Raw genomic sequence first — 14,037 nt, 5'->3', positions numbered from 1 at the left:
CCGGAGAAAAGCCCGGCTACCAGGATCGAACGACCAGTTCGCCCCCGGTGACACCGGAGACGACCTGGGTGTACTGGCCGCCCCGCAGCCCCACCTTTACCTCGCGCCGCGCCGTCTTGCCGGCCGCGCTCACCAGCACCGTTCCGCGCTCGTCGGCGACGTCGTGCACGGCGGTGGTCGGCACGCGCAGCGCCTTGGCGATCGAGCCGGTGGTGATCTCGACCGACGCGCTCTGCCCGACGAGCAGGTCGGCCGGCTGCTTCGTGAAGGACAGCAGCACGCCGTAGGTGACCAGGGTGCCGTCGTCGGTGCCGACCGGGTCGACCTGGGCGACCTTCGCGGTGAACTCCTCACCCACCCGGTCGGCGAGGGTGACGACGGCGGACTGGCCGGTGGCGACCGCGCCGGCGTCGGCCTCCGGGAACGAGGCGGAGACCTGCATGGCGTACGTGTCGGCCAGGGTGATGAACGTCGAGCCGGAGCCGACCTGACTGCCGACCGAACCGGCCACCGACATGATCGTGCCGGCGATCGGCGCCGTGATCGTCGCGCCGGCGAGGGCGTCCTTCGCCTCGGCCAGGGCGGACTCGGCCGAGTTGACCCGCTCCTGCGCCGAGAAGATGGCGTCGGTGTCGTCGTTCGTTCCGCCGGCGGTGTTGCCGCCCTGATTCGCCCGCGCCCCGAAGGAAGGGGACATAGATGCGGTAGCGGCCGGCGACGCGGTCGCCGAAGCCGCCGCCTTCTTCGCCGCCGTCAACCGGTCCTCGGCGTTGTCCAGGCTGTCCGACGCATCGCTCACCGCGTCGGCCGCGTCGTCGTTGCCGACGGCGGCGAGCTCCGACCCGGCCTTGACCTTGCTGCCGGCCCGCACGTTGACCACCTCCACCGTCCCGGCGACGGTGAACGACAATGTGCGGGTGAGGCTGGCCTGCACCGTTCCGGTCGCGGCCACGCTCACCGCGACCGTCCCGGTGTCGGCCGCGACGGTCGATACGGTCGTCTTTGTCGCGCCGTCGTCGTCCTGGCTGAGCACGATCGCGGTGACGCCGGCGCCGGCGGCCACGAGTACGAGCCCGAGAGCTATCCACTTGATCCGCACAGATCCGGATTTTTCCGTCAATAGTGGTTGGTTGGGTCGGTTTCCGCGAAGAAGGGCGCGGTCCCGGTGATCGGGACCGCGCCCGCCCGTCTCAGCTGGTCGCGGCGGCGCTGGCCCTCGCGGTCGGCTTAAGGGTGGCGCAGGCCGTGGTGGCCTTGGTCCAGGTCGCGTCGTCGACGCCGTCCGGCTGGGTGATCTCGCGGCCACCGCCTCCGCCGTTGCCGCCGCCGGGAGCGCCGGACGGCATCGCGCCGCTGCCGCCACCGGGAGCACCGGACGGCGGTGTGCCGCCGTTACCGCCACCGGGAGCGCCGGACGGCATCGCGCCGTTGCCGCCGGTGCCGCGCGACGGCATCGTGATGGTCACGCCGTTCTCCTTCAGGCAGTTGATATACGCGGTCATGGCGCTGTTGCCACCGCCGCCGCCCTGCTGGTTGCTGTTGGTGCCGGTGTTGCTGGTGTCGCCGCTGGAATCGTCACTCGAACCGCAGGCGGCGAGGGTCGCCGCGGCGAAAACGGCGAGCAGGCCGGCCGCCACACGGCGGTTACGGGACAGAACGGCGGTTACGGACACGGGGGTGCTCCTTGTCGACCGGCCGCGGCATCGCGCCGCGGCACGAGGGGGGAGGACGGCTCAGCGAAGGCGCTGGCCGCTGGTCAGCCGAGCAGCGATGGCGGGTTCGCGGCGCCGGGTGCGCACCGCCGCTCGCGCGTCGTTCATCAGGCCCCGCACGGGGCCGATCCGGTCGAACACGGCCAGCCGGAGCCGGTCGGCCCGGTCGGCGGTGGTCGGCGCGGCGAACGTGGACTGCTCATATCCGAGGCGGCGCAACCGGGAGCCGAACACCGCTTCGCAGCGTTCGATCTCCGTGGTGGTGAGCCGCTGCTGCCAGCTGCGCACCCGTTCGGTGGTGACGCTCTGGTGCGTGCGGGTGTGCCAGATCTTGTACTCCGGTACGGCCACGCAGGCCATCTCGTTCGGGCGGGCCATGGCCGGGTCGTACTCCTCCTCGAGGAAGTCGCACATCCGGCGCAGGTAGGTCTCCGGGTCGGCGACCAGGTCCTCGTACCGGACCGCGTGGTAGGTGTCCGGCGCGTATCGCCGGGCGGCGCGCAGCGACGCGTCGGCGGAGCGGGACCAGCTGGCGATGTGGTCGCCGATGTCGTCGGAGCTCCACGGCGCCTCCTTGAGGGACGCCACGCAGTCGCGGCCGTCCCGCAGGATGTTGATGATCTGCGCGTCCGGGAACATCCGCAGCAGCGCGGGCAGGCTGCGCAGATAGGCCGGGCGCTTGTCGCCCCAGCGCGGCTTGCCGAACCGCTGGGCGTAGAGCCGGAACACCGTGCCGATGGCCGAGCCGAGTGTGGGGGGCGCGCCGACCACGGCGTCGATCACCTGCTGCTCGCCGAGCCCGAGATCGTTGAACTGCGGGGTGGCGATCATCCACCGGGCCAGATCGCGCCGGTTGGCCGGGTCGTGCAGGTCGCCGAGCTCATGCCGCCGCTGGTAGGCCGGGAGCACGAACCGGTTCTCCGGGGGGAGCGCAATTCTCGGGTGCGCATGCAGCATGAGCTGCAGCATCGTGGTCCCCGAGCGCGGACAGCCGACGATGAAGATCGGGCGATCAGTTGGCATGAGCAGACCTTACGGGAGTAAATACCGCGATCCGGACATTATTCGCGCCAGGGGATGGGCCCATCCACTCAGCCACCGGCTGGCTGCCGGATGAGAGAAGCTTCGGGGCCGCGGCTGTGGGTGACTGCTCCGGATGCTGTCGGAAAGCTATGAACAGGGGTTTCCCGAGTGACCGCCACAGGGCATGCACAATCCGTAGTTCGAACAGCGCCTTCGAAGACCCGAAACCCTGCTGATGTACGCCGGACGCACGCGCCCCGTCGCACCAGCCGCCGAACAGTGAGCCGCCGCCCCGCAGCCCGGCGGCCAGCCCGAGGACGGCGGAGAAGGCGGTGAGCCGGTTCGGGGTCACCCACCGCCAGGGCGAAACGAGCCGGACCAGGCGAATCGCGTACGGGTCGACCAGCGCGACGATCCACCACGCATCGAGCGGCTTGCAGGTCCGGGCACGTATCTCGGCGAGTGAGTCCCTTGGCATCCCGTCATCAAAGCAACGGAATCACCGCAATCTAGACCTAGCCGGTCCAGAAGGTGTTCACAGCTTGATAACGGTGCGAAGGTCGCGGAGCAGCTCGGGCGCGACCGGGTAGGGCGTGTAGAAGGAGATCCGGTCGATGGTGTCGCCGAATCGGTCGCGCAGCCCCGTGGCCACGTCGCCGCCGACCGCGAACGTGTCGAGCACCTCGTCGGTGATCAGCGCGGTCATCTCGGCCCACGCCTGCCGCCGGGACAGCCCGTTGAGCTGGTCGGCGAGCTCGCCCCAGCCGTGCAGCTCGAACACCGGCCGATAAGCGGGCGTCGAGGCGTAGAACGCGATCTGCCCCTTGACCGCCTGCTCCGCCGCCGAGCGCGCCGCCGCGTCCGCGCCGAGCACCACGAACGCCGACAGGCCCAGCTGGAATCCGTCGAGCGAGCCGTCGCGGGCCTCGCGCAGGATCGGCAGGGTGCGCTCGCGCAGATAGTCGGGGCTGGTCAGCGGGTGCACCAGCATGCCGTCCGCGGCCCGGCCGGCCACCGCGGTCATCCGCTCCCCCACCGCGGCCAGGAAGACCGGCGGGTTGCCGTGCGGGTTGGGCCCGGGGTTGAAGAAGTCGGTCATCAGGGTGTGCCGGTAGAACTCGCCGCGGAAATTGAGCCGCTCGCCGGTGCGCCAGCACTCCCAGATGGCCCGCACCGCCGCGACGAACTCCTCCATCCGCGCGGCCGGCTTGCTCCACGGCATCGCGAAGCGGCGCTCGATGTGCGGCTGCACCTGCGAGCCGAGCCCCAGCTGGAACCGGCCGCCGGAGATGAGCTGCAGGTCGTTGGCCTGGATGGCCAGCGTCATCGGGTTGCGGGCGAACGCGACCGCGATCCCGGACTGCAGCGTGATCGCCGAGGTGGCCCGCGCCGCCAGGGCGAGCGACGTGAACACGTCGTGCCTGGTCTCGGCCGCCCCGAACCCGTCGTAACCGTCCCGCTCGGCCTGCGCCGCAGCGTCCTGAACCTCGAGCGGCGACGCCGCCACCCCAGCCGCAAAGTCAACCAACATCAGAAAGTAGTAACACGGCGGGAATCAGCTGAGCTCCTGCGGGTGCAACACGATTCGCCCGTGCGCGCGGCGGGCGGCGGGCGCGGTAGGCGTCCTGCACCGCGGTGAGCGGGTAGCCGGCGGCGATCGGGATGTGCAGGTCTCCGGCAGCGGCGAGCCGGGCCAGTTCGGACAACGCGGGAGTGCCGCCGGCGTCGGTCGTCCCCAGCGCTTTGACCCCCTTCTCCTGCGCGCCGCGATAGTCGACGACGGTGTCGATCCGCTCGCGCGGCACACCCAGGGCGAGTGCGAGATCGAGGTAACCGCCGCCGACCCCGTCGATGAACGCGTCGACGGGGCGCTGCCCGGCCGCGGCGCGAAGGCGCTCCTGCTCGCCGTCGCCGTACTGGACGGGTTCGATGCCGTGCTTCCGGAGCAACTCGAAGTTGCCGGCACCGGCCAGGCCGAGCACCGTCGCGCCGGCGCGAACGGCCAGTTGCGCCGCGGTGAAGCCGACCCCGCCGGACGCGCCGGAGATCACGATGGTCTCGCCCGGGCCGGGCTGCACCGCCTTGATCGCCCCCAGACCCGCCATCGGCGTGGTGTAGAGCGAACCCGCCACGTCCCAGGAGAGCGCTTCGGGCTTCAGCGAGCAACGTGCCATCGGTCTCATCGAGGCCGGGGCCATCGGCGTCATCCAGACCCTGCTGGCGACACCACCGGAAAGTCGCGATCCCGGCCTCGCCGCGAGCATGTGCGACGCCGTTCTCGGGCAGGTCCTCACCGACCCACCCGCATCCGGTCCGGCCGGCGGCGGCCTCGTCACGACCGCGGTCGCCCTCCGGACCAGGGCGCCGCGACTCGATGCGCTGACCCCCGCCGAGCGACAGATACTGGTCGAGTGGCTCGACCGCCTGATCGAGCACGGCCCGGAGCGCCGGTCGTAGAGTGCCGTTCATGGACGACCCGCAGGTCTTGCAGGACAGTCCGCACCGGCGCGTCGTGCGGATCGGCGACACCGTGCGGCGGCCGCTGCACCCGTGGTCGGCCACCATCCACGAACTGCTGCAGCATCTGGAGAGCGTGGGCTTCACCGCGGCGGCGCGCTTTCTGGGCATCGACGACGAGGGCCGCGAGGTACTGACCTATCTCGACGGTGACTCCGGCGCGGCGGGCTGGTCGCGGGTGCTCGGCGACGAGGGCCTGACCGCGATGGCCCGCCTGCTGCGCGACTACCACGACGCCGTCGCCGACTTCCGGCCGTCCGCGCCCATATGGGCCGGGGCCACGGGGCCGGCCGCCGGCGGGGAGGTCGTCTGCCACGGTGATTTCGGGCCGTGGAACCTTGTGTGGCACGGCAACCGGCCGGTCGGGATCCTCGACTGGGACTACGCCTGGCCGCAGCCGCCGCTGCACGACGTCGCCTACGCGCTGGAGTACGTGGCGCCGTTCCGCAGCGACGACCACAGCCGGCAGTGGATGCGCTATCCGGCGCCACCCGACCGGCATGCGCGGATGGAACGCTTCGGTCAGGCGTACGGAATCAGTGATTTTGAGGGTTTGGCCGAAGCCGTCGTCGCCCAGCAGGAGGCCGTCCTGGCCCGGGTCCGGCGGCTTGCCGCCGAGGGTCGTCAGCCGCAGGTGGACTGGCAGAACGACGGCTGGTTCGAGCAGTTCGAGGCGCAGATCAGCTGGAGCCGGGAGTTCCTCGCCGGCGGCCGCTGAGGGGCGTCCGTCCCGGAGCGGGGGCGCCACTCCGGGACGGACGCTTTTCACCGGCCCGGCCGTGTGGAGTTCGGCGTCCCGCTGGGGGGGTTCGCCGATCGGGGGCCGGGGTTACCGGATCCGCTGGGGCGTGCGGATCCGGACGGGCGGGGCGCGGGCTTGCCGCTGGGGTCGATCTTGCGGAGGTCGGCACAGAAATTGTCGACGCGGTCGCGGTCGCTGCGGCCCGCCTCCCTGACCAGGTTGCCGAACTCCGGCTCGGCCAGGGCGTTGCCGCGCTGCTCGGCGGGGCGGGCCGTCCACTTCGCGCAGAGCTTCGCCAGGTCGCCCGGGGGGAGCGAGTGGCTGGGCCGGGCCGACGGACTGCCGGACGGGTGCGACTCGGGCGAGTCCGAGTGCGCGGACGAGGGCCAGGCGAGCGCCGGCGCGTGCTGCCGCGCCGGCTTGTGGAGCGGGCCGGGCAGCGTGCCGGTGCCGGCGGCGACCGCTACGCCACCGGCGCCGAGCGCGGCGATCGCCGCCACGACCTTCACGGTGAGCATCTTCGCCAGGGTGGTCTTGAGCATCTGGATCCTCCGGGAGCGTGGGGATGTCAGATGGGCAGCCGCGAAGGCCGCCACCGCCGCGTCCTCGGCCGCGGTGCGGCGACCGGTGGCCGGCGCCGACGCGGCCGCCAGCACGGCGCCCACAGCGGGGTGGGCCGTGGTGTCACCACGCAGCAACAGCTCCGCGGTGTCCCGGCTGAACGGACGGTGATCTTCGTGAATGCTCATCTCACTCCCCTCAGCGCCGTCGCCGGCCGTGGCGTCACATCGCCGGGAAATCGCTGTGCGAGCGTGCGCAACCCCCGATACGCCGCGGTGCGGACGGCCCCCGCCCGTTTGCCGAGAACCTTGCCGGCCGAGGCCGCGTCCAGCCCGAGCACGGCCCGCAGCATCACCGCCTCGGCCTGATCACGGGGCAGCGAGGCGATCAGCGCCACCGCCGCGTCGGTGCCGAGGTTCTCCAGGACCTGCTCGGCGGTGTCCTGCGCGGCCACCAGATCGGCGGCGACGAGCTCGACCGGAACGGCCGAGACCGGCCGGCGGCGGCTGCGGCGCAGATGGTCCATGGCACGGTGCCGGGCGATCGTCGCCGACCAGCCACGGAACCCGTCCCAGTCACCGGCGAACGAGCGCAGGTCGCGGGCGATCTGCAGCCACGCCTCGGAGGCGACGTCCTCGGCGTCCGCACCGACCAGCACCGTCAGGTAGCGCAGCAGCGCCGGGTGCTGGGCCCGGTAGACCATCCGGAACGCCGTCTCGTCGCCGGCCCGCGCCGCCGGCAGCACCGCAGCGAGCTCGTCGTCCTCAGCCGTCATGAACACCCCCATCCGTTCCAGCGCATGGGGATCCGTTTGTGTCACACCTGGAATCTCCCGAGCATTTCCTCGGCCCAGTAGGCGTCGAGGAGCATGGCACAGCGGGCGCCGAAGAGGATTTCGGCGGCGGCCTCGGGTTCGGCGGCGGCGAACGACCCGCACAGGTCGTGCGCGGCGATCTGCTCGTGCACGGCGTCAGCGATCACGTGCTCGTCGTAGAACAGGGTGGCGTCCGGGGTCCCACCGAGCCGGCGCAGGCCGTTGCCGTAGGCGCGATTGGGCAGCGACGAGGTCATCTCGAACGCGGCCAGCTGCCCGATGAGCGCGCCGCGCAGCCGCCGGTGCAGGCCGAACAGCGACATCAGGTTGTTGATCGCCAGCGTCAGCGCGGAGGCGGTGCCGACGAAGGCGCCGTAGGTGAGATCGAGGCCGAACCAGCGCATCGTCGCGCGGAACAGCTCCTGGTGCATGCGCTCGGGATCGCCGTTGCCGTACTCGTCCTGCTGGATCTCGACCAGCGCGGCCTTCGGCCGACCGGCCAGACGCGGGATGGCAAAGGTGTGCGGGTCGGCCTCACGCAGGTGATAGACGGAACGCTGAGCGACGAACTCCCGGAACTGCCCAAGATCGGCCCGACTGCTGAGGTACGCCGAGAGCGGCGGCCCCTCGTCCTGGACAATTTCGGTCAGCAGTTTCGGCACGTCCCGCGGATCCGGCGTCTTGATCTCGCCCACCGTCGATCGCAGGGCCGCCTCGAACACCGCTTCGATCCGGCCGCGCGCCGCCAGCAGCCCGGGATTCCACTCCCACCGGTCGTCGACGCCGTCCCAGCCCCGATAGTGCAACTCGTAGCAGACGAACAACGCCAGCTGGAGATCGTCGTCCCGGACCGGGTCGCCCGCCGCCACCACGAGCCCGGCGAGAATCGCGGGGTCGCGCCCGCTCAGGACGCCGATCACCGCAGCCGAGACCGGGCCGCGCGGAGCCGGAAGTTCCATGCCGAGCCGCCTTCGCAGCAAGACCTGCAAAAACGCTAGGGTAGGGCATGTTTCGCAGGCTTCGGCGCAGGCCCGCCACGATCACGCCGTATGAGGACGGGCCGTTGATCGTGCGGGGGGATTTTGAGCTGCGTACGCCTGACGGGGAGGCGATCGATCCCGGTCGCGGGACGATTGCGCTGTGCCGGTGTGGGCGGTCCGCCAGCAAGCCGTTCTGTGATGGCACGCACAAGAAGGTCAACTTCCGGACCTGAACTATCGTTCAGTGCTGAACAAGCGCTAAGGTGATGGTCGGCTCCTCGATCAGGCAGCCTGTTTTTCCGCCTCCGCGTGCGGCCGGCTCAACCGCCAGGCCCCCGGACGCCTAAGTTGCCCTGCCTGACCTGGAGTCTCTGCCATGACGCACCCTGCCGTCCGCCCCGCGCTGCCCGCTCAGCGGCTCGCCGGCGTTGCCAGCTCGCCCGTTCGTGACCTGCTTGCTCTTGTCGACAAGCCGTCGGTGATCTCGTTTGCCGGTGGACTGCCCGCGCCCGAGCTGTTCGACCTCGACGGGGTGCGGGCCGCGTTCGACCGGGTGCTTTCCGCGCCGGACGGGCGCCGCCACCTGCAGTACGCGCCGACCGAGGGCAACCTCGACCTGCGCACGCACGTGGCCGCCCGGATGACCGCGCGCGGGCTGCCCACCTCCGCCGCCGATCTGCTTGTCACCACCGGCTCGCAGCAGGCCCTCACGCTGATCGCGGCCGCCCTGCTCGACCCGGGTGACGTGGTCGCGGTCGAGGAGCCGACCTATCTCGCCGCGCTGCAGTGCTTTCAGCTGGCCGGCTGCCGGATCGTGACCGTCCCCTCCGACGCGGACGGCATCGACCCGGTCGCCCTGCGGGAGGTCATCGCCACGGCGCGGCCGAAGCTGCTCTACCTGGTGCCGACGTTCGCCAACCCGACCGGGCGCACCCTGCCGCTCGACCGGCGGGCCGAGGTTGCCTCGCTCGCCGCCGCGCACGGCATGTGGGTGGTCGAGGACGACCCGTACGGCGAGTTGCGTTACCGCGGCGAGCCGGTGGCCGCTCTCGCCGCGCAGGCCGGCGCCGAGGAGCACGTGCTGCACCTGGGCAGCTTCTCCAAGATTGCCGCGCCCGGTCTGCGACTCGGCTGGGTGCGCACGCCGGCCGCGCTGCGGCCCGCCCTGACCGTCGCCAAGCAGGCCGCCGACCTGCACACCTCCACGATCGACCAGGCGGCCGCGGCGGCGTGGCTCGGCGTCGCCGATGTGGACGCGCACGTCCGTGGGTTGCAGGACGCCTACCGCGCCCGGCGGGACGCGATGATGGCGGCGATGCCCGCGACCGTGCCGGCCGGCAGCGCCTGGACCGACCCGGACGGCGGCATGTTCACCTGGGTGCGGCTGCCCGGTGCGGCCGACACGGCCACGCTGCTGCCAGGTGCCCTCGCCCGGGACGTGGCGTTCGTGCCCGGCGCGCCGTTCTTCGCCGGCCGGCCGGACACCGCCACCATGCGGCTGTCCTTCACCACGCACACCCCGGCCGAGATCGCCGAGGGCATGCGCCGGCTGAGCGCCGTGCTCAGGACGCCTGCTGGCGGATCCAGCTGACGCAGGCCTTGTCGACGGTCGCGAACGGCACGCCGTAGGCGTCCCGGGATGCCTGGTCGTAGCTGTTGTCCTCGGTCAGCACCAGGCGTACGAAGGTGAACAGCTTCGGCTCGCCGTACTTCTTCGCCATGCAGTCGGCCGCCCAGTGGCTCAGTCCGTAGAACGCGTCGCCCGCCCGCGCCGGGGCCTTGGGTCCCGGTTGCGCCGGCACCATCGACTTCGGGGCCTTCCGGTCGAGCTGCCACCGCACGCTCGACCGGCGGAAGCTCTGTGCCGCTCCCCTCGGCTGCCAGCCGACGTACTCGGCGATGCCCTCGCTGAGCCAGGTGTCGTCGGCCGCGTCCGCCCGGAAGGCGCCGGTCAGCGTCACCACGTGGCCCAGCTCGTGCTGCACGGTGGTGCGCAGGATGATCGCGTCGTCCATCTCGGACATCCGCGCGATGACGTCGATGCCGCGCCGGTTGAGCGGCATGGCCAGCCCGATCGCCCACTCGTCGGCCTCGCCGCCGTACCACGATTTCCACTGCTTCTCGCCGGCCAGGAAGATCCGGTAGGCACGCTGCGGGGTCCCGTTGAGCGCCGCGTAGCGGTCGGCGACGGCCGCGGACTGCTCCGCCACCGGGAGCACGGCCCGCAGATACTTCTCCTGGCCCTTGGCGGCGGCGAGGACGACGCGCTTGCCCCGGGCGAACACGAGCTCCGTGTCCTCCCACGGCGTGGGCTGGTGGAAGTCCGGTTCGGTCGAGGCGCCCAGCGCGCTGATCACATACTTGCCGCCGGCCGCGTGCAGGGTGATCGTCTGCGCGATGTGCGGCGGCTTGGCCCAGGCGGTGACCGCATCGGCCGGGCACATGTCGTCCCCGAAGCAGTAGGCGTCGTCGACCGCGATCGCGACCGCGGTGGCGTCGCCCTTCACCGGCTTCCCGAGTCCCGCCTGATATTCGAACCGGGTGATCCCGAGCCCGCGCAGGTTGCGGAACGTCGTCCGGTACTTGGCGACCAGCGCGACCTTCGCCGGGTCGACCGCCGCGAGCCAGGCCGCCTCGTCCCCGCGCAGGAGCGCCGCCGCCTGCTCCTGCAACACCGCCACCGCCCGGTCATATGGCGTCGCGGGCGGTGCGCTCGACGCGGGCGCCGCGCTGGTCGCCGCGACTGCCGCGCCTTTCGGCGCCGCGCCGGGCTTGAAGACCATCACCCCCACCAGGAGTACGGCGAGAGCAGCCACCACCCCCAGCACGATCCGCACCCGCCCGCGGGACCGGGCGCGCTCGACAACAACGACCGGCTCGGGCTGCGCCTCCACCACGGGTGGGAGGGCGTCGTGGTCGGGGGTGCGCTGGGTGGGGAGCGCGGAGACGTCGGGTTCGTCGGGCATGGCGTCTCCTCGGTCGGGGTGGATGGATCTAATCAACCTTCGATTGACGCGCGTGACACGGGTGGCATGTTGATCAATAGGATGCCCGGCATGCCTGAATCCCTCGGGGCCCTCGAGCCCGGGTCCGCGCTGGACGCGACGATCAACGCCTACCGCACGTGTGAGCTGGCCACCATAGGTAAGGACGGGACGCCGATGGCCTGGCCCACCTCGGGGATCTCCCGGCCGGACGGCACGTTTCTGCTGACCACGTCGCTCGGGTTCCCGCAGAAGGCGTTCAACATCCGGCGCGACCCCCGGGTGGCGGTGCTCTTCTCCGAGCCGCACGCGAGCGGCCTCGACGCGCCCGCGCAAATCCTGATCAAGGGCAAGGCGGTCTGCCCGGATGAGGTGCACACCGCGCCGGACGGCGACCTGGCCGACTTCTGGCTGCGGCTGTTCGAGCGGCAGCCGAGCTGCCAGAAGTATCTCGACTGGCCGGCCACCGCGCTGACCGACTTCTATTTCATGCGGCTGCTGGTCACGGTCAGTCCGGAGGAGATCACCACGCGGCCGTTGCCTCCGCCGGGGCCCGTGCTTTCCGCGCGGGAGGCCGGTGCTGCCCTGCTCGGCGGGGAAGTGCTCGCCGCGTACTCCTCGGTGGTTCTGGCCTCTCTCGATGCCGACGGCGCGCCGACTCTCCTGCGCACCACCGTGGCCGCCGAAGGTGGCCGTTATCGCGTCGCCCTGCCGGAAGATGCGCAGGTGGCCGGTGGGCGCGCGAGCCTGCTGGTGCACCGGCACGACGACCAGCTGACGAATCTGCACAGCGCGGTCGTCACCGGCACCCTCGAGGACGGCCTGCTCACGCCGGAGCGGCTGATCGAGCCGGCCCAGCGCAGCAAGGCCGGCCTCGCCGAGCCGATCCGGATCGTCCGCAACACCCGGGCGACCACCAAGAAGTACCTGGCCAAGCGCGGCCTGGAGCGCCCGTCGATCCCGTGGAAGGCCTACCGGGAGCTGCGCGCCACGCTCTAGATGATCGATTCCAAGGGATGCGGGACGGCGAGCAGAAGCGAGGGCGTCCATGATCGGTTGAAGACGCTCCACCGATCCACGAACGGATCGCTCCCGATCCGACAGCATGCGGCAGATTCTTTATGATCGGCCGCATGGCGCTGCGACTTGTTCAGGTGAACTTCAAGGCACGCGACGATGTGGCGCTCGGCCGGTTCTGGGCGGACGCGCTCGGCTGGGGTGTCTCCAGCGAGGGGCCGGGTGTCGCCAACGTCGAGCCGGTCGGCTTCGCGTGGCCGGACCCGTCCGCGCTCTGCATCGATGTCGTGATCGTCCCGGACCCGGAGACGGTGCGGTACCGCGCGCACCTCGAGCTTGCCACCACCTCGGCGGCCCACCACGCGGAGCTGGTCGCCCGGCTGCAGGAGCTCGGCGCCACCGTTACCAGCCAGGGTGATGCGCCGTGGACGGTCCTCACCGACCCGGAGGGCAACATGTTCCGGGTGCTGGAGCCCCGGGAGATCTACCGGGACACCGGGCCGATCGCCGCGGTCGTGGTCGACTGCGCCGATCCGCGGGCGATGGCCCGGTTCTGGGGCGAGGCGGTCGACTGGACCGTGCACGAGATCAGCGACGAGCGGGCGCTGCTGCGATCGGCCAAGGGCGTCGGGCCGTACCTCGAGTTCGTCCGGGGAACCGAGATCGTGTGGAACCGGGTCCACCTCGACATGCTGCCCTACCCCGGTGACGACCAGGCGGCCGAGGCGGCGCGGCTGCGGGCCCTGGGCGCCACCGACGCCGACGTCGGCCAGGGCGACGTGCCGTGGATCTGCATGGCCGACCCGGAGGGCAACGAGTTCTGCCTGCTCGCCCTGCGGTCAGACGCCGACTGACTCGCCGGCCAGGAACTCCTGGGCGCCGCGCAGCCGGGTGCACAGCAGCGCCTCGGCCCGGCCGGTGCGCAGGCGCAGGTCGGCCGGGACGCTCAGGCCCTGGTCGGCGGCGCGGGCGGCGGGGATCAGCGCGGGGTCGAGGCCGTCCCGCCGGGCGACCAGGACGCCGAGGTCGTAACGGCTGATCGGGTCGGTGCCGGCGACGTTGAGCACGCCCCGATAGTCGTTGCCGGACAGCTCGAGCAGCGCGTCGGCCAGGTCGTCGACGTGCACCGGCTTGCGGATCTGGTCGGTGAACAGCGCTCCGCTGCGCCGGCCCGCGATCAGGTCGTGGGTGAGGGTCTCGTGGGCGCCGCGGCCGTCGCCTACGATCAGCGACGTGCGCACCACGGCCGCGGCCGGGTCGATGGCACGCACCGCGGTCTCGGCGGCGGCCTTCGCGGCGCCGTAGAAGTAGACCGGGTCGGGCTGGGCGGTCTCGTCGTACTCCACCTCGCGGCCGGAGAACACCGCCTCGCTCGACACGTGCAGCAGGCGGGCGCCCACCGAATAGGCGGCCGCGGCGACGTGCGCGGCGCCGTCCGCGATCACCCGCCAGTCGTCGCGGCCGGCCGCCGTGTGCACGACCACGCTCGGGAAGACCCGGCGGACCAGCTCACGGACGGCGGCCGCGTCGCGGATGTCGAGGCGCACCTCGCCGAGCTCACCGGCCGAGCTGAAGCAGGTGCCGACGACCATCCACCCGGCCGCCATGGCCCGCGCCGCGGTCTTGCGGCCCAGGTGCCCGCTCGCGCCGACGACGAGCATCCGATCGGTCATGGGAGCGCACTTTA

The 14,037-nt window shown here is 71.8% G+C and carries 16 protein-coding genes; 6 read left to right on the top strand and 10 right to left on the bottom strand.

The window, feature by feature from the left end:
• Positions 1–16 precede the first annotated feature (16 nt).
• The 5 genes from AB0E90_RS36480 to AB0E90_RS36460 form a co-directional block, all read right to left on the bottom strand.
• Positions 17–1,099: an efflux RND transporter periplasmic adaptor subunit gene (locus AB0E90_RS36480; RefSeq protein WP_360416123.1), complete on the bottom strand. Its 1,083-nt coding sequence runs from the start codon at positions 1,097–1,099 to the stop codon at positions 17–19.
• Positions 1,100–1,190: 91 nt separating this feature from the next.
• Complete coding sequence (locus AB0E90_RS36475) at positions 1,191–1,673, bottom strand: hypothetical protein (protein WP_360416121.1); 483 nt, start codon at positions 1,671–1,673, stop codon at positions 1,191–1,193.
• Positions 1,674–1,733: 60 nt separating this feature from the next.
• Entirely contained in the window at positions 1,734–2,735 is a 1,002-nt protein-coding gene (locus tag AB0E90_RS36470; RefSeq protein WP_360416119.1) for a sulfotransferase, read from the bottom strand.
• A gap of 535 nt (positions 2,736–3,270) precedes the next feature.
• Positions 3,271–4,266: a TIGR03617 family F420-dependent LLM class oxidoreductase gene (locus AB0E90_RS36465; RefSeq protein WP_360416117.1), complete on the bottom strand. Its 996-nt coding sequence runs from the start codon at positions 4,264–4,266 to the stop codon at positions 3,271–3,273.
• Positions 4,256–4,909: a hypothetical protein gene (locus AB0E90_RS36460; RefSeq protein ID WP_360416115.1), complete on the bottom strand. Its 654-nt coding sequence runs from the start codon at positions 4,907–4,909 to the stop codon at positions 4,256–4,258. The genes AB0E90_RS36465 and AB0E90_RS36460 overlap by 11 nt, the downstream gene beginning before the upstream one ends.
• 88 nt (positions 4,910–4,997) lie before the next feature.
• Here AB0E90_RS36460 and AB0E90_RS36455 point away from each other — a divergent pair, with 88 nt between their 5' ends.
• Together AB0E90_RS36455 and AB0E90_RS36450 are read left to right on the top strand one after the other, a co-directional pair.
• Complete coding sequence (locus AB0E90_RS36455; RefSeq protein ID WP_360416113.1) at positions 4,998–5,192, top strand: hypothetical protein; 195 nt, start codon at positions 4,998–5,000, stop codon at positions 5,190–5,192.
• A 10-nt stretch (positions 5,193–5,202) separates the two neighbouring features.
• A complete protein-coding gene (locus AB0E90_RS36450) occupies positions 5,203–5,970 on the top strand; it encodes an aminoglycoside phosphotransferase family protein (protein WP_360416111.1) in 768 nt (255 codons plus the stop codon).
• A 47-nt stretch (positions 5,971–6,017) separates the two neighbouring features.
• Here the strand turns inward: AB0E90_RS36450 and AB0E90_RS36445 are convergent, their stop codons facing one another.
• From AB0E90_RS36445 to AB0E90_RS36435, 3 genes are read right to left on the bottom strand one after another with little or no spacing between them, the layout of a single operon-like run.
• Positions 6,018–6,743 (bottom strand): hypothetical protein, encoded by a 726-nt coding sequence (locus AB0E90_RS36445; RefSeq protein ID WP_360416109.1) that lies wholly within the window; start codon positions 6,741–6,743, stop codon positions 6,018–6,020.
• Positions 6,740–7,330 (bottom strand): RNA polymerase sigma factor, encoded by a 591-nt coding sequence (locus tag AB0E90_RS36440; protein ID WP_360416107.1) that lies wholly within the window; start codon positions 7,328–7,330, stop codon positions 6,740–6,742. Before AB0E90_RS36440 ends, AB0E90_RS36445 begins: the two co-directional genes overlap by 4 nt.
• Positions 7,331–7,371: 41 nt before the next feature.
• A complete protein-coding gene (locus AB0E90_RS36435) occupies positions 7,372–8,328 on the bottom strand; it encodes an iron-containing redox enzyme family protein (protein ID WP_360416105.1) in 957 nt (318 codons plus the stop codon).
• A gap of 47 nt (positions 8,329–8,375) precedes the next feature.
• Here AB0E90_RS36435 and AB0E90_RS36430 point away from each other — a divergent pair, with 47 nt between their 5' ends.
• Together AB0E90_RS36430 and AB0E90_RS36425 are read left to right on the top strand one after the other, a co-directional pair.
• Positions 8,376–8,582, top strand: a complete 207-nt coding sequence (locus tag AB0E90_RS36430) for a CDGSH iron-sulfur domain-containing protein (protein ID WP_360416103.1) — start codon at positions 8,376–8,378, stop codon at positions 8,580–8,582.
• A 143-nt stretch (positions 8,583–8,725) separates the two neighbouring features.
• The gene (locus tag AB0E90_RS36425; RefSeq protein WP_360416101.1) at positions 8,726–9,940 is read left to right on the top strand and encodes a PLP-dependent aminotransferase family protein; all 1,215 of its coding nucleotides are present in this window, start codon (positions 8,726–8,728) and stop codon (positions 9,938–9,940) included.
• Here AB0E90_RS36425 and AB0E90_RS36420 read toward each other — a convergent pair.
• Complete coding sequence (locus tag AB0E90_RS36420; protein WP_360416099.1) at positions 9,912–11,315, bottom strand: hypothetical protein; 1,404 nt, start codon at positions 11,313–11,315, stop codon at positions 9,912–9,914. The genes AB0E90_RS36425 and AB0E90_RS36420 overlap by 29 nt on opposite strands.
• A 90-nt stretch (positions 11,316–11,405) precedes the next feature.
• Between AB0E90_RS36420 and AB0E90_RS36415 the strand changes: the two genes are divergently transcribed.
• Positions 11,406–12,332, top strand: coding sequence for a pyridoxamine 5'-phosphate oxidase family protein (locus AB0E90_RS36415; protein WP_360416097.1), 927 nt, complete (start codon positions 11,406–11,408; stop codon positions 12,330–12,332).
• 134 nt (positions 12,333–12,466) lie between these two features.
• On the top strand, positions 12,467–13,204 hold the full coding sequence (locus AB0E90_RS36410) for a VOC family protein (RefSeq protein WP_360416095.1): 738 nt from the start codon (positions 12,467–12,469) through the stop codon (positions 13,202–13,204).
• Here the strand turns inward: AB0E90_RS36410 and AB0E90_RS36405 are convergent.
• Positions 13,190–14,023: a sugar nucleotide-binding protein gene (locus tag AB0E90_RS36405; RefSeq protein ID WP_360416093.1), complete on the bottom strand. Its 834-nt coding sequence runs from the start codon at positions 14,021–14,023 to the stop codon at positions 13,190–13,192. The genes AB0E90_RS36410 and AB0E90_RS36405 overlap by 15 nt on opposite strands.
• Positions 14,024–14,037 lie beyond the last annotated feature (14 nt).

Origin of the sequence: Actinoplanes sp. NPDC026619 (assembly GCF_040638295.1) — a bacterium.
Taxonomy (GTDB): domain Bacteria; phylum Actinomycetota; class Actinomycetes; order Mycobacteriales; family Micromonosporaceae; genus Actinoplanes.
Note: the sequence above shows the minus strand (reverse complement) of the source record. Positions and strands in the feature narration are given on the sequence as shown.

Excerpts from the sequence above, each read along its gene's own strand:
- AB0E90_RS36450 (WP_360416111.1), top strand. The coding sequence starts at position 5,203 with ATGGACGACCCGCAGGTCTTGCAGGACAGTCCGCACCGGCGCGTCGTG.
- AB0E90_RS36445 (WP_360416109.1), bottom strand. The coding sequence starts at position 6,743 with ATGAGCATTCACGAAGATCACCGTCCGTTCAGCCGGGACACCGCGGAG.
- AB0E90_RS36435 (WP_360416105.1), bottom strand. The coding sequence starts at position 8,328 with ATGGAACTTCCGGCTCCGCGCGGCCCGGTCTCGGCTGCGGTGATCGGC.
- AB0E90_RS36425 (WP_360416101.1), top strand. The coding sequence starts at position 8,726 with ATGACGCACCCTGCCGTCCGCCCCGCGCTGCCCGCTCAGCGGCTCGCC.
- AB0E90_RS36470 (WP_360416119.1), bottom strand. The coding sequence starts at position 2,735 with ATGCCAACTGATCGCCCGATCTTCATCGTCGGCTGTCCGCGCTCGGGG.
- AB0E90_RS36465 (WP_360416117.1), bottom strand. The coding sequence starts at position 4,266 with ATGTTGGTTGACTTTGCGGCTGGGGTGGCGGCGTCGCCGCTCGAGGTT.
- AB0E90_RS36460 (WP_360416115.1), bottom strand. The coding sequence starts at position 4,909 with ATGGCACGTTGCTCGCTGAAGCCCGAAGCGCTCTCCTGGGACGTGGCG.
- AB0E90_RS36405 (WP_360416093.1), bottom strand. The coding sequence starts at position 14,023 with ATGACCGATCGGATGCTCGTCGTCGGCGCGAGCGGGCACCTGGGCCGC.
- AB0E90_RS36440 (WP_360416107.1), bottom strand. The coding sequence starts at position 7,330 with ATGACGGCTGAGGACGACGAGCTCGCTGCGGTGCTGCCGGCGGCGCGG.
- AB0E90_RS36410 (WP_360416095.1), top strand. The coding sequence starts at position 12,467 with ATGGCGCTGCGACTTGTTCAGGTGAACTTCAAGGCACGCGACGATGTG.
- AB0E90_RS36420 (WP_360416099.1), bottom strand. The coding sequence starts at position 11,315 with ATGCCCGACGAACCCGACGTCTCCGCGCTCCCCACCCAGCGCACCCCC.
- AB0E90_RS36430 (WP_360416103.1), top strand. The coding sequence starts at position 8,376 with ATGTTTCGCAGGCTTCGGCGCAGGCCCGCCACGATCACGCCGTATGAG.
- AB0E90_RS36415 (WP_360416097.1), top strand. The coding sequence starts at position 11,406 with ATGCCTGAATCCCTCGGGGCCCTCGAGCCCGGGTCCGCGCTGGACGCG.
- AB0E90_RS36455 (WP_360416113.1), top strand. The coding sequence starts at position 4,998 with ATGTGCGACGCCGTTCTCGGGCAGGTCCTCACCGACCCACCCGCATCC.